The 13,521-nt window shown below is 35.6% G+C and carries 12 protein-coding genes and 1 pseudogene; 7 read left to right on the top strand and 6 right to left on the bottom strand.

Annotated features, from left to right (window positions below; genetic code table 11):
- Positions 1-214 precede the first annotated feature (214 nt).
- Positions 215-2,381, bottom strand: a pseudogene (locus tag GQ598_RS04790) (Tex family protein); the annotation flags it as partial.
- Between the two features lie 44 nt (positions 2,382-2,425).
- Between GQ598_RS04790 and greB the strand changes: the two are divergent.
- Positions 2,426-2,911, top strand: a complete 486-nt coding sequence (gene greB, locus GQ598_RS04785; RefSeq protein WP_091347290.1) for a transcription elongation factor GreB — start codon at positions 2,426-2,428, stop codon at positions 2,909-2,911.
- A 66-nt stretch (positions 2,912-2,977) separates the two neighbouring features.
- The gene (locus tag GQ598_RS04780; RefSeq protein ID WP_160402581.1) at positions 2,978-4,090 is read left to right on the top strand and encodes a YcbX family protein; all 1,113 of its coding nucleotides are present in this window, start codon (positions 2,978-2,980) and stop codon (positions 4,088-4,090) included.
- Between the two features lie 35 nt (positions 4,091-4,125).
- Here GQ598_RS04780 and GQ598_RS04775 read toward each other — a convergent pair whose 3' ends face one another.
- Together GQ598_RS04775 and ilvC are read right to left on the bottom strand one after the other, a co-directional pair.
- Entirely contained in the window at positions 4,126-4,698 is a 573-nt protein-coding gene (locus GQ598_RS04775) for a cell division protein ZapC (protein ID WP_202112680.1), read from the bottom strand.
- Between the two features lie 262 nt (positions 4,699-4,960).
- Positions 4,961-6,439 (bottom strand): ketol-acid reductoisomerase, encoded by a 1,479-nt coding sequence (gene ilvC, locus GQ598_RS04770; RefSeq protein WP_091347294.1) that lies wholly within the window; start codon positions 6,437-6,439, stop codon positions 4,961-4,963.
- 172 nt (positions 6,440-6,611) lie between these two features.
- Between ilvC and GQ598_RS04765 the strand changes: the two genes are divergently transcribed.
- Genes GQ598_RS04765 through fis form a run of 5 tightly spaced genes read left to right on the top strand, consistent with a single transcriptional unit; the run spans position 6,612 to position 10,496 of the window.
- Positions 6,612-6,848, top strand: coding sequence for a YhdT family protein (locus GQ598_RS04765; RefSeq protein WP_091347295.1), 237 nt, complete (start codon positions 6,612-6,614; stop codon positions 6,846-6,848).
- A 7-nt stretch (positions 6,849-6,855) separates the two neighbouring features.
- Positions 6,856-8,307 carry a sodium/pantothenate symporter gene (panF, locus tag GQ598_RS04760; protein ID WP_091347297.1) on the top strand — a complete coding sequence of 484 codons (1,452 nt, stop codon included), beginning with the start codon at positions 6,856-6,858 and terminating at the stop codon, positions 8,305-8,307.
- Positions 8,282-9,148, top strand: a complete 867-nt coding sequence (prmA, locus tag GQ598_RS04755; protein ID WP_160402580.1) for a 50S ribosomal protein L11 methyltransferase — start codon at positions 8,282-8,284, stop codon at positions 9,146-9,148. Before panF ends, prmA begins: the two co-directional genes overlap by 26 nt.
- 36 nt (positions 9,149-9,184) lie before the next feature.
- Complete coding sequence (dusB, locus tag GQ598_RS04750; protein WP_160402579.1) at positions 9,185-10,192, top strand: tRNA dihydrouridine synthase DusB; 1,008 nt, start codon at positions 9,185-9,187, stop codon at positions 10,190-10,192.
- Between the two features lie 7 nt (positions 10,193-10,199).
- Positions 10,200-10,496 (top strand): DNA-binding transcriptional regulator Fis, encoded by a 297-nt coding sequence (gene fis, locus GQ598_RS04745; protein WP_034883623.1) that lies wholly within the window; start codon positions 10,200-10,202, stop codon positions 10,494-10,496.
- A gap of 116 nt (positions 10,497-10,612) precedes the next feature.
- Here the strand turns inward: fis and rbsR are convergent, their stop codons facing one another.
- Genes rbsR through rbsB form a run of 3 tightly spaced genes read right to left on the bottom strand, consistent with a single transcriptional unit; the run spans position 10,613 to position 13,493 of the window.
- Entirely contained in the window at positions 10,613-11,605 is a 993-nt protein-coding gene (gene rbsR / locus GQ598_RS04740) for a ribose operon transcriptional repressor RbsR (protein ID WP_091347303.1), read from the bottom strand.
- Between the two features lie 15 nt (positions 11,606-11,620).
- Entirely contained in the window at positions 11,621-12,550 is a 930-nt protein-coding gene (gene rbsK / locus GQ598_RS04735) for a ribokinase (protein WP_160402578.1), read from the bottom strand.
- A 55-nt stretch (positions 12,551-12,605) separates the two neighbouring features.
- On the bottom strand, positions 12,606-13,493 hold the full coding sequence (rbsB, locus tag GQ598_RS04730; protein ID WP_091347307.1) for a ribose ABC transporter substrate-binding protein RbsB: 888 nt from the start codon (positions 13,491-13,493) through the stop codon (positions 12,606-12,608).
- Between the last annotated feature and the right edge of the window lie 28 nt (positions 13,494-13,521).

Genomic DNA, 13,521 nt, shown 5'->3' with positions numbered 1-13,521 from the left:
TTAAAATAGCTATATATCGGAAGGACTTTAATAAAAAAATAGGGACAATCGTCCCTTAATTTTTAACATGTTGTTTATTTATTTTTTTTAAACGCGGCAGCAAATGCATTACCCATCGCATTATTGACGCTAGACGATGTATGCGTTTTTTGAGTATTATTGACGCTCCCTTTATTAATAGATTGACGATTGTCAGCTTTCGAAATAGCAGGATCATTTAACCGCATTGATAAAGCGATACGTTTGCGTGGAATATCAACTTCAATCACTTTCACTTTAACGATATCACCAGCTTTTACCACTGTTCTTGGATCGTCAACAAACTTATCAGAGAGTGCCGAAATATGCACTAAACCATCTTGGTGCACCCCAATATCCACAAAAGCACCAAAATTGGTTACATTGGTTACCGCGCCTTCCATAATCATGCCAACTTTTAGATCTTCCATAGTTTCGATATCATCAGCAAATTGAGCGGTTTTAAATTCAGGCCTTGGATCACGTCCTGGTTTATCAAGCTCTTTAATAATATCAGTTACAGTTGGAACGCCAAAATGGTCATCAACATAATCAACTGCGTTAAGCGATTTTAAGTAATTTGTATCACCTAAAATCTCTTTTAATGATTTATGATTTTTTTCTAAAATTCGCTCTACGACAGGATAAGCCTCTGGATGAACCGCTGATGCATCAAGTGGATTTTTACCATCCATAATCCGTAAAAAACCAGCACACTGCTCAAATGCTTTAGGACCTAAGCGTGATACTTTTAATAACTGCTTACGGTCGGTAAATTGTCCATTTTCATTACGCCAATCAATGATATTTTGGGCAATCACTTTATTTAGTCCAGCAATGCGTGCAAGTAGCATCATTGAGGCGGTATTCAAATTAACACCAACGGCATTTACACCATCTTCAACAACTGCATCAAGTTTTTTAGCTAACTGAGTTTGGCTTACATCATGCTGATATTGACCAACACCTATTGATTTAGGATCAATTTTAACAAGTTCTGCCAATGGGTCTTGTAAACGCCTAGCAATAGATACCGCACCTCGAATTGATACATCAAGATCAGGAAACTCTTGCGCCGCAAGTTCGGATGCTGAATACACTGACGCTCCAGCTTCGCTAACAATCACTTTTTGCGCTTTGACCTCTGGGTATTTTTTTTGAACATCAAGATAAAAACGCTCAGTTTCGCGCGAAGCCGTACCATTGCCAATAGCAACTAATTCAACTTGGTACTTGATACAAAGTGTTGCCACCATCATAGCAGCTTTATCGGCTTGCCCAGTATGTGGATAAATTGTTTCAGTCGCAACTAATTTGCCAGTTGCATCAACAACCGCTATTTTGACCCCAGTACGTAACCCTGGATCCATACCCATAGTCACTTTCATACCCGCCGGAGCTGCCATTAACATATCATGCAAGTTGGCAGCAAATACATTAATCGCTTCTTCTTCGGCGCGTTCTCGTAATGTTGTCATTAATTCGGTTTCCATGTGCATTAAAATTTTAATGCGCCATGTCCAATTAATAACGGCTTTACGCCATTTATCCGCAGGCTGATCATCAAAATGGACACCTAAATATTCAGTAATAATTTGTTCACAATAGCTTTCTTTTGGTGGCTCTTCAAATTGTGGATCGGCATTTAACGAGAGCTGTAAATAGCCTTCATTTCTCCCTCGGAACATAGCTAATGCACGATGAGATGGAACTTTAGAAATAAGTTCGCTTTGCGAAAAATAATCTCGGAATTTTGCCCCCTCGTCTTCTTTGCCACTCACCACTTGTGAAACTAAATGAGCGTTATTCCAAAGATAATGACGTACTTTTGCCAGTAATGTCGCATCTTCAGCAAATTTTTCCATTAAAATATAACGAGCACCATCTAATGCTGATTTTGTATCAGTGATACCTTTATCTATATTGAGATATTTTTCTGCTTCGATTTCTGGATTTAATAAAGGATTTTGCCATAAGTCATCAGCAAGCGGTTCAAGCCCAGCTTCAATCGCAATTTGACCTCGAGTACGGCGCTTAGGTTTATATGGCAAATAAAGATCTTCAAGTTCGGTTTTACTCAACGTTGATACAATACGTTCACTTAATTCTGGCGTTAATTTACCTTGATCTTCTATCGACTTTAAAATTGTTTGTTTACGATCTTCAAGCTCACGCAGATAATTCAATCGGCTATCTAAATTACGTAATTGGGTATCATCAAGCCCACCAGTAACTTCTTTTCGATATCGCGCAATAAATGGAACAGTACTGCCTTCGTCTAATAATTGAATCGCAGCTAAAACTTGTTCTGGTTTTACTATAAGTTCACCAGCTATAATATGACTAATTTGATTATTTACCATGGTATCTCTGAATATTTTGTCAATTAACGGAATTTATCTTCAACATGCAAAAAGCTAATTATATAACAAGAGAGGGCTATTTAGCACTCGATCGTGAGCTAAAATATTTATGGAAAGAAGAAAGGCCTAAAGTTACCCAAGCGGTATCAGATGCTGCAGCGCTTGGAGATCGGAGTGAAAATGCCGAATATATCTATGGTAAACGAAGACTTAGAGAGATCGATAGACGAGTTCGTTTTCTTGCCAAGCGATTAGAATCATTGACTATTATCGATCCAGATCCAAGACAAGAGGGTAAAGTATTTTTTGGCGCATGGATAAAGTTAGAAGATGAAAATGGAAATCTACACGTTTATCGCATTGTGGGGGCTGATGAGTTTAATCCTAAAAAAAATTGGATATCCATCAACAGCCCTGTAGCAAGAGCATTAATAGGGCATAAAGTTGATGATGAAATAACCGTTATCACCCCAAATGGAAAAACGTTTTATTATATTGTAGAGATTAGCTACACAAAGTTAGAGGTTTAACTATATAAATTATTAAGCATTAAGTATATAATCATACTAACATATTGATAATTAATTTAATTTATTATGATTTCCATTGATCAGATCTATATCTATCCAATAAAATCGATGCAAGGCATACCGCTAACAAAGGCAAATACTGGAGATGGGGGCTTTGCACACGATCGTATTTTGATGCTTAGTGAACCCAATGGTTCATTCATTACTGCAAGGCAATACCCTGAACTTTTGAAATTCAAAACATCCATAGTAAAAAATGAAGTATACGTTTCGCTATCTTCGACAAAAATGATAAAATTCAATCTTGATGAGTTTTCATTAAGTAATGAGCCGACCGAAATTTGGGGAAATCATTTCACTTCGCAAATTGCTCCCATACGAGTAAATCAATTTTTCAGCCAAATTTTACACAAAGACGTGCAATTGCGATGGGTTGGTCAACAATTAACTCGTCGAACAAAACGCTACCCAGAAGTACCTGTTAGTTTTGCTGATGGTTATCCTTATTTGTTATTAAACAAGGCTTCATTTAATTATTTACAACATCAATGCCCTGAACAACTAGATATTAGGCAATTTCGAGGTAATATTATTATTCAAGGAGCAATCCCTTTTGCTGAAGATGGTTGGAAGACAATCAAAATTGGCGAGGTAATTTTTGATATTGTTAAACCTTGTACTCGCTGTGTGCTAACAACAATTGATGTCAATTCATCAAAACCATTTACCAATAATGAACCGCTTAATACATTACGATATTTTAGAGCTGATGAGCAAGGCCAAATTGATTTTGGTATGAATATGATTGCCCGAAATCATGGCACTATTTCGATTCACGATAAAATAGAGATATTGGAAAGGCAAGTAGCCAAAAACTATATAAAAACCTTTCCACCAGAAATAAAAACTGAAACACAACTTTGCACAATTACTTTTGAAGATAAAACTATTAAAGGTAATAATAAGCAAACCATTTTAGAGCAGTTAGAACAACATAAAATAGCATTACCTTATTCCTGTCGTTCGGGTGTTTGTGGGCGTTGCTCAGTTGTTTTGAAAAAGGGAGAAATAAGTGCATTAACTCAGTCAGCTATAAAACGTAATAATCGAATTTTAGCCTGTAGCTGCATTCCTAAAGGAGATATTACTATCGAATCATCCAAAAAAGGAGGAAGCTGATATGTCAACTATTCTACTTATTTCGATTTTTGCTATTAAGAAATAGCTTCTAATTCAAAATGTTCTACCGTTCCCATCTTTTCAGATAAAGGTTGCGACATAGGCTGCAATCGGTCATTCATAACTTTAATCGCTTCGGCAAAATAAAAAGTTTTGTTCATTGCAATAAACGAAGGCTGTGCAATAACACAAAGTGATGCATTTTTCCCAGCTTCAACAACCATCAAACAAACCTTTTGCCCCCCCTCTTGTAAATTTACCTCAACAATATCAGCTATTTTAGGAGTATATAACATTGGCTGTTGAGAAAAATACCAGCTTTTAGGCATTTGAGGTTTTAAAAAATTAGCCGCAACAATAGCATTAATGGATAATTCAATTTTTTGTGAGTCAGACAAATTAAGCGACTGGCAACTATCATGAAATTGATAATAAGATGTTGCATCGCTAACAGAAAATGGAAATTCATCAAAAACATCAGGAATTAACATTTTACTTGGATAACAAGAACGGAATAACATTTCAGATGAAACTTCAAGCATTAGGCTATCGTATTCGCTGTCAAAATACCAACGCCAACAATCAGTCGGCCGAAAAGCCATTTTCATTGATGTATCATCCTCGTTAATTGAACTAAATTTAGTCAAAAAGATAACATAACTTAGATAAAAAATAAATAAAAATTTAAAATAAAAATTATTTAATTATATAATTTTTAAAAATTTTAAATAACAAATAAAAGGATCCAAAAAATCTAAGTTAGATCTACTTAAGATCCATTTAGATCCTTTTGGATCAATTTTTATGGAAAATTCTACGCATAAAAAAAGGTGCTTTTCAGCACCCTTTTATTTAGTCATAAATTATGGTTTAGCTTGCAACATTAATACGTTTCATATCAGTCATATAACTACGTAGTTTGCGACCGATTGCTTCTATTGGATGATTACGAATTTCTTCGTTTACATCGCGTAATTGAGCATTATCAACACTACCTTCAGGAATTGCTTTACCAAGATCACCCGGTTGTAACATTGGCATAAATTTTTCTTTTAATAGCGGTACAGCGGCATTAGCGAATAGATAGTTACCATACTCAGCTGTGTCAGAAATTACCACATTCATTTCATATAGACGTTTACGCGCAATAGTATTAGCAATGAGTGGTAATTCATGTAACGATTCATAATAAGCTGATTCTGGTAAAATGCCTGACTCAAGCATAGTTTCGAATGCAAGTTCAACACCAGCTTTAACCATCGCAACCATCACGACACCTTGGTCAAAGTAAGCTTGTTCATCAATTTTTCCTTGATATTCAGCTGCTTTTTCAAATGCGGTTTCGCCGGTTTCTTTACGCCATTTAAGTAGGTTAACATCATCATTTGCCCAATCTTTCATCATGGTCGATGAAAATTCACCAGATATAATATCATCCATATGTTTGCGATAAAGATCAGTCATGATCACTTTCAATTCTTTTGCTAAAGCATTAGCTCTTAATTTAGCTGGATTTGATAATCGGTCCATCATTAAGGTAATTCCGCCTTGTTTTAACGCTTCAGTGATTGTTTCCCAACCAAATTGGAGTAATTTGCACGCATAAGCAGGATCAACACCATCAGCAACCAGTTTATCAAAACAAAGTAAAGATCCAGTTTGCAACATACCACAAAGAATTGTTTGTTCACCCATTAAATCTGATTTAACTTCAGCAACAAATGAAGATTGTAAAACACCTGCACGATGTCCACCTGTTGCTGCTGCCCATGCTTTAGCAATAGCTAAACCTTCACCTTTCGGATCGTTTTCTGGATGAACGGCGATCAGGGTCGGTACACCAAAGCCACGTTTATACTCTTCACGCACTTCAGTTCCTGGGCATTTAGGTGCTACCATAACAACGGTAATATCAGAACGGATCTTTTCGCCTACTTCAACAATATTAAAACCATGTGAATAGCCAAGTGCTGCGCCTTGTTTCATTAGTGGTTGGATTGCTTGCACAACAGCAGAATGTTGCTTATCTGGAGTTAAATTAATAACAAGATCAGCAGTTGGAATCAATTCTTCATAACTTCCTACTTTAAAACCATTTTCAGTTGCTTTTTTCCAAGATGCTCGTTTTTCAGCAATGGCTTCTTTACGTAAAGCATAAGATATATCTAAACCCGAGTCTCGCATATTAAGACCTTGATTAAGTCCTTGTGCACCACAACCTACTATGACAATCTTTTTACCTTTTAAAAAATCAGCTTCAGATGCAAATTCATCACGAGCCATAAAACGGCATTGACCTAGTTGTTCTAATTTTTCACGTAAATTTAGGGTATTAAAATAGTTTGACATTATTCTCTCCAAGCGTTGAGTTATTTATAATCGACATCAACCACTATATAGTAATTTTAATATTGCTAAAATTGATATATTTAAAATACAATATTGCATAAATCGCAATACTCTTGCTAAGTTAAGTACTTTCTTTTAATCTAAGCCACCCTCAATTCATCAATAAACCAATATGGATGCTCGATATCTGCAAGCAAATAAAGAAGCCAAACTTTCGTTATTGTTAACTTTTATTTATCTTCTAGGATGGATCGTTTGTGCTTACTGCGTTAGTGATAAAATAGGATTTTTAGGATTGCCATTATGGTTTGAACTGTCATGTATCATGGTACCTTTGGGTTTTATATTACTGTGTTGGGTAATTGTAAAATTTCAATTTAAAAATATGTTATTAGAACAAACTAAGTGATTAAACAATGCATTTTGATATTATTTTACCACTTGTCATCTATCTTATTTTTGTTTTCGCGTTATCAATTTATGCTTATGTAAAACGAAAAAAAGTTAATCAATTTACTGACTATTTTATTGGTAATCGCACAATGGGTGGCTTTCTACTTGCGATGACACTTGCTGCAACATATATTAGTGCAAGTTCATTTATTGGCGGTCCTGGAGCAGCATATAAATATGGTCTTGGTTGGGTACTTTTATCAATGATTCAGGTTCCAACCGTATTACTTTCACTTGGTATTTTAGGTAAAAAATTCGCCATTTTAGCGCGAAAATATAATGCAATAACACTAAGTGATATGCTTTATGCACACTATAAAAGTAGGACCATTGTTTGGTTTGCAAGTATTGCTCTTGTCGTTGCATTTATTGGTGCTATGACAGTACAATTTGTCGGCGGGGCTCGATTACTACAATCATCAGTAGGTATTCCTTATCATACTGGGCTATTAATATTTGGTATTGGTACTGTTGTTTATACCGCATTTGGCGGTTTTAGAGCCAGCATTTTGAATGATGCATTTCAAGGTTTAGTAATGATTATTGGCGCAATATTATTACTTGGTGCGATTATCTATGCAGGCGGAGGAATTACGACAATAGTTGATCGATTAATGGAAATTGATCCTGCACTTTTAACACCACAAGGGCCCAATAATTTCATGGACTTGCCGTTTATGGCATCATTTTGGATATTGGTTTGTTTTGGTGTGGTTGGTTTACCTCATACAGCAGTGCGTTGTATGGCCTATAAAGATAGCAAAGCCGTGCATCAAGGAATTATTATTGGTACTATTGTTGTTTCTGTGATTATGCTAACCATGCATTTATCTGGCGCTTTAGGCCGAGCTATTATTAGTGATTTAACAATTCCAGATCAAATAGTGCCGACATTGATCATAAATGTATTACCTCCTTTTGCAGCAGGTATCTTTTTGGCGGCACCTCTTGCTGCGATCATGTCCACTATTAATGCTCAGTTATTACAAGTATCATCAGTTCTTATTAAAGATCTATTTTTAAGCATCAAACCTCATGTTAATTTTAGCGATAAATTTCTCACTCATATATCAATCACTATCACTTATATTTTTGGTGGATTGCTTATTTTAGCTGCATGGACTCCTCCTGACATGATTATTTGGTTAAATTTACTTGCTTTTGGAGGGCTTGAAGCTGTTTTTCTATGGCCGTTAGTGCTTGGGTTATATTGGAAAAACGCTAACGCTACAGGGGCGCTTTGCTCAATGTTAACTGGCGCTGTGAGTTATACATTATTAGCAAGTTATGATATTAAACTATTATCTCTCCACCCAATAATACCATCTTTAACTATTGGATTTATTGTTTTTATTATAGCCAATATGTTTGGCAATAAAAGGAAAAATTATGCCTTGGATTCAACTCAAAATTAATACAACTAGTGATATTGCCGAACAAATTAGCGAGCAATTAGAAGAATCAGGCGCAGTATCTGTCACATTTCAAGATACTTATGATACTCCTGTATTTGAACCATTACCCGGTGAAACTAAACTTTGGGGTAATACCGATGTCATTGGCCTATATGATGCTCAAACAGATATCAATGAATTAAAATCTATACTAAATCTTGCTCAATATTCTTATAAGATTGAACAACTAGAAGATAAAGACTGGGAACGTGAATGGATGGATAACTTTCATCCTATGCAATTTGGTAAGCGACTTTGGATTTGTCCAAGTTGGCGTGATGTACCCGATACAAACGCAGTCAATGTTATGTTAGATCCTGGTTTAGCTTTTGGTACGGGCACTCATCCCACAACGGCATTATGCTTAACTTGGTTGGATAGCTTAGATCTGAAAGATAAATTAGTAATTGATTACGGTTGTGGGTCTGGTATTTTAGCAATTGCAGCACTTAAATTAGGTGCAAAGCGAGTAATTGGTATCGATATCGATCCTCAAGCTATTCAAGCTAGCCGTGACAATGCGCAGCGTAATGATGTCAGCGAAAGGTTAGAACTTTATTTATCAAAAGATATCCCTGATAATTTACAAGCAGATATCCTCGTTGCCAATATTTTAGCCGGTCCGTTAAAAGAGCTTGAACCACATATAAGTAAATTAATAAAACCACAAGGTAAGCTAGGCTTATCGGGTATTTTAGCGACTCAATCACCGAGTGTTTGCATGGCTTATCAACCTCATTTTACATTAGATCCTGTTGTTGAACAGGAAGAGTGGTGCCGCATCACTGGTAAAAAAAATTAAAAAAATAACGTTACCCCCTTTTAAGTTAGAGAAAAAATGCGTAATATAGCCGGCCTTAATTTGCTTAGCATTGGTGAGATTAAATTAAAAAATAATTTAATTGCTGCACCAATGGCTGGAATCAGCGATAAACCATTTCGTAATTTGTGCTATCAGTTTGGTGCTGGTATGACAGTTTCAGAAATGTTTTTAGCAAATTCGGATGTTTGGCATACCGATAAATCAGCTCTGCGGATGATTGCAAGCGAGGATATTGGTGTTCGTGCAGTACAAATTGTTGGTTCTGATCCCGACGAAATGGCTAGAGCTGCAGAATTTAACGTTAAACATGGCGCCCAATTGATTGATATCAATATGGGGTGCCCAGCTAAAAAGGTCAATAAAAAATTGGCAGGATCTGCTTTAATGCAGTATCCAGAACTTATTAAAAAAATTTTGCAGAAAGTTGTCGGTGCAGTTGATGTTCCGGTAACATTAAAAACGCGGACTGGATGGAATAAAGATCATAGAAATTGCATAGAAATCGCACAAATTGCACAGGACTGTGGCATAAAGGCAATTACTATTCATGGAAGAACACGTGCTTGCTTATTCAATGGTGTGGCAGAATATGATTCTATTAAGGCAGTTAAAGAAAAAGTTACAATTCCTGTAATTGCCAATGGGGATATTTGTACACCTGAACAGGCAAAAGATGTTTTTCAATATACGCAAGCTGATGCTATAATGATCGGCCGAGCGGCACAGGGGCGACCTTGGATATTTGAAGAAATTGCATTCTATTTAGCACATGGACAGTTACAGAAAAATAAAAGTATTGATGAAGTAGAACAAGTTGTATTGTCACATCTTGATGAACTTTATCAATTTTATGGAGAATACAAAGGATTAAGGATTGCCAGAAAGCATGTAAATTGGTATACCAAGAATTATGCTGACAGCGATCAATTCAGGCGCTTATTTAGTGTACTTAGCAATACAAGTGAGCAAGTAAACACTCTAAAAGCATTTTTTAGTCAAATTAGAAACAACCCAAAGAGTTAAGAATACTATGTCAGAACAACGCGTTACAGCTGCAGCACTTAAATTTACAACTGTAAATTCTCAGGACCAAATAACACAAAAGCCATTACGAGATTCCGTAAAGCAAGCTTTAAAAAACTATTTATCTCAATTAAATGGTGAAGATCCTACAGATCTTTATGAATTAGTGTTAGCTGAAGTTGAACATCCATTCCTTGATATGGTTATGCAATATACACGTGGCAATCAAACTCGAGCAGCAAATATGCTTGGTATCAACCGCGGTACACTTCGCAAAAAATTAAAACAATACGGAATGAGTTAATCATCTATTATTTAACATATTTATAATATAAAAAGGCACCTTAATATAAGGTGCTTTTTTTCTATTTTAGAAAACAATTACAAAATTCATTCAATGATCTACTTTTATAATGTTTACTAAGCAGACAAACGTTTAATTAATGTAGGTGTTAAAGTTAATGTATGGAGTGAATCTGTAGGGTTATGAAATCGATTTAATAATGTTTCAACAGCCAATTGCCCTAATTCTTCTTTTGGTTGATGGATGGTAGTTAAAGGTGGCGTCATATATTGTGCAATTTCAATATCATCATAACCAATAATTGCAATATCTTTTCCTGCTTCAAGGCCATTTTGATAAAGTGCTTGATAAGCACCAATAGCCATAGCATCATTAGAACAAAACACAGCTTGGGGGGGAATAGATAGTTCTAATAAATTTTGCATAGCAACAATTCCTGATGCAAATTGAAAGTCACCTTGCGCTTCATACTTTCTTAAAATTTCTAAATTAGCATCTTGCATAGCCTGGCGATATCCTTGTAGGCGAGATTGAGCTTGAGTATTATTTAAAGGACCAGTGATGCAAGCTATCTGTTTGTAGTTTTGCTTAATCAGATATTGTGTAGCAATCATGGCACCAAAAAAAGAGTTATCTTGAATAATATCACACATACCATCGAATGGTTTCCAATCCATCATCACTATAGGAAGCTTGGGATATCGAGCAAATATCTGCTTTGGAATTGAATAAGTTTCAGTGCACATAGCCAGTAAACCATCAACACGCTTTTGCAGTAAATGTTCAATATTATCAAGCATGCGCTGATGATCACCTTCGGTACTACATAAAATCAAATTATAACCAAGCTCATAACAACTACGCTCAACACCTTGCACTACTTCTGAGAAAAAAGGATTATTGCTTGCTGTCACCAACATACCAATGGTATAAGTTTTATTGCTTTTTAAACTGCGAGCAATAGCTGAAGGGGTATAATTCAGCTGTTTGATGACTAACTCAACTTTTTCACGTATAGCAGGGCTAACATAACGATCATTATTGATAACATGAGAAACAGTTGAAGTTGATACATTCGCAGATTTTGCGACATCTTTTATTGTAACCAAGTTTTTATTGCTCTTTTATAAACCTTGTAATTTAATGAAATCTTCCACCTCATTACGCGTTGGCACTGATGTCTGTGCTCCCGCTTTAGTCACCGATAGTGCCGCAGCGGCATGAGCATATCTAACAGCTTGATTGAGTACTTTTCCCTCTAATAAGGCAGTTACTAACATACCATTAAAGGTATCACCGGCACCAATAGTATCAACAGCTCTAACACGAAATCCTGACACGATTTCACCCTTACCACAATAACTTACCCAAGCACCTTTACAGCCAAGAGTAATAATAACGGTGTTAATACCTTTACTATGTAAAAATGCTGATGCTTTTTGTGCATCTTGTTCTGTAACAATTTTTATACCTGTTAAATACTCAGCTTCTGTCTCATTTGGTGTAATGATATCAATGTGTTTAAGTAAATCATCTGATAAACTTTGTGCAGGTGCTGGATTTAAAATTACTTTGGTATTATTTTGTTTAGCTAATTTTGCTACATGCTCTATAGTTTGTAATGGTGTTTCAAGTTGCATTAATACCGCATTTGCTTTTATTATATCATCTTCAAATTGACCTACATATTCAGGTGTAACGGCTGAATTTGCTCCTTCATGGATAGCAATTTGATTCTCTCCTTGTTTATTGACTAGAATCAATGCAACACCGGTATTTTTGCTTTCAACTACAGCAACAGTATGGGTATCTATATGATCGCTTTCTAATTGTTGCTTAAATTTCTTACCCAAATCATCATCTCCCACTGCGGCAATAAATTGAACGTTAGCACCTAAACGCCCAGCAGCAACAGCTTGATTAGCACCTTTACCTCCATATGAAATTTTATAGTTTGAACCTTTTAATGTTTCGCCTGGTTTAGGAAATTCATTTACATTTAAGATATGATCAATATTTACGCTACCAATAACAATTAATTTATTTAAATTCATATAACTACTCCATAATCACATAGCAATAGGACGCTAGAATGCGTCCTAAAGGGGTTTATTTAGTGATAAGTTTTAATTCTACAGGGATTTTTGTATCAACTTTTTCACCTTTTATAACTTTATCTGCAATTTCAATACCTATTGAGCCTATTTTTTCTGGTTGTTGAGCTACCGTTGCTGCCATTTTTCCACGTTCAACAGATTTAATACCATCCTCAGTACCATCAAAGCCAACCACTAAAATATCATTTCGTCCAGCAGTTTGAATTGCACGTACAGCCCCTAATGCCATTTCATCATTCTCTGCAAATACCGCTTGCACTAAAGGATAAGCAGTTAATAAATTTTGCATAACATTCATACCTTTGGCACGATCAAAATCAGCTGGTTGTGCTGTTAAAATAGTAAATTGGTTATCTTTCATTGAGTTGGTAAAGCCCTCACCACGTTCACGAGAAGCGGAAGTACCAACTATACCTTGTAATTGAATCACTTTTGCACTAGCACCTAATTTTTGAAAAATAAAATCACCAGCCATTTTACCTCCTGCAACATTATCCGATGCAATATGGCTAATAACCTCTCCCTTAACGGAAGCACGATCAAGTGTTATAACAGGAATGCCCGCTTTATTTGCAGCAAGTACTGCATTACCAACAGCCTCTGAATCAGTAGGATTAATAAGAATTACTTTAGTCCCTTTGACAATAGTATCTTCAACATTTGCAAGTTCCTTAGCGGGATTATTTTGTGAATCTAATATCACTAATTCATAACCAAGCTCCTTAGCTTTATTTACTGCACCTTCTTTTAAATTAACAAAAAAAGGATTATTAAGGGTTGAAACAACTAAAGCTATGTTTTCTTTTGCTAACGCTTGAGAGGCAAAAGAAAAATTTAATGTAATGGCAACAATGGCTGTAAAAATTTTTCTGAATTTCATAACTTTCTCCTAGAATAAGACACCTCTT

Origin of the sequence: Gilliamella sp. Pas-s95 (assembly GCF_009795795.1) — a bacterium.
GTDB classification, from domain to species: domain Bacteria; phylum Pseudomonadota; class Gammaproteobacteria; order Enterobacterales; family Orbaceae; genus Gilliamella; species Gilliamella bombicola.
This window is presented reverse-complemented; position numbering and strand designations above follow the sequence as displayed.

Coding starts and splice junctions, on each gene's coding strand:
- prmA (WP_160402580.1), top strand. CDS start 8,282: ATGCCTTGGATTCAACTCAAAATTAATACAACTAGTGATATTGCCGAA.
- ilvC (WP_091347294.1), bottom strand. CDS start 6,439: ATGTCAAACTATTTTAATACCCTAAATTTACGTGAAAAATTAGAACAA.
- fis (WP_034883623.1), top strand. CDS start 10,200: ATGTCAGAACAACGCGTTACAGCTGCAGCACTTAAATTTACAACTGTA.
- GQ598_RS04775 (WP_202112680.1), bottom strand. CDS start 4,698: ATGAAAATGGCTTTTCGGCCGACTGATTGTTGGCGTTGGTATTTTGAC.
- panF (WP_091347297.1), top strand. CDS start 6,856: ATGCATTTTGATATTATTTTACCACTTGTCATCTATCTTATTTTTGTT.
- rbsK (WP_160402578.1), bottom strand. CDS start 12,550: ATGAATTTAAATAAATTAATTGTTATTGGTAGCGTAAATATTGATCAT.
- GQ598_RS04780 (WP_160402581.1), top strand. CDS start 2,978: ATGATTTCCATTGATCAGATCTATATCTATCCAATAAAATCGATGCAA.
- dusB (WP_160402579.1), top strand. CDS start 9,185: ATGCGTAATATAGCCGGCCTTAATTTGCTTAGCATTGGTGAGATTAAA.
- greB (WP_091347290.1), top strand. CDS start 2,426: ATGCAAAAAGCTAATTATATAACAAGAGAGGGCTATTTAGCACTCGAT.
- rbsB (WP_091347307.1), bottom strand. CDS start 13,493: ATGAAATTCAGAAAAATTTTTACAGCCATTGTTGCCATTACATTAAAT.
- GQ598_RS04765 (WP_091347295.1), top strand. CDS start 6,612: ATGGATGCTCGATATCTGCAAGCAAATAAAGAAGCCAAACTTTCGTTA.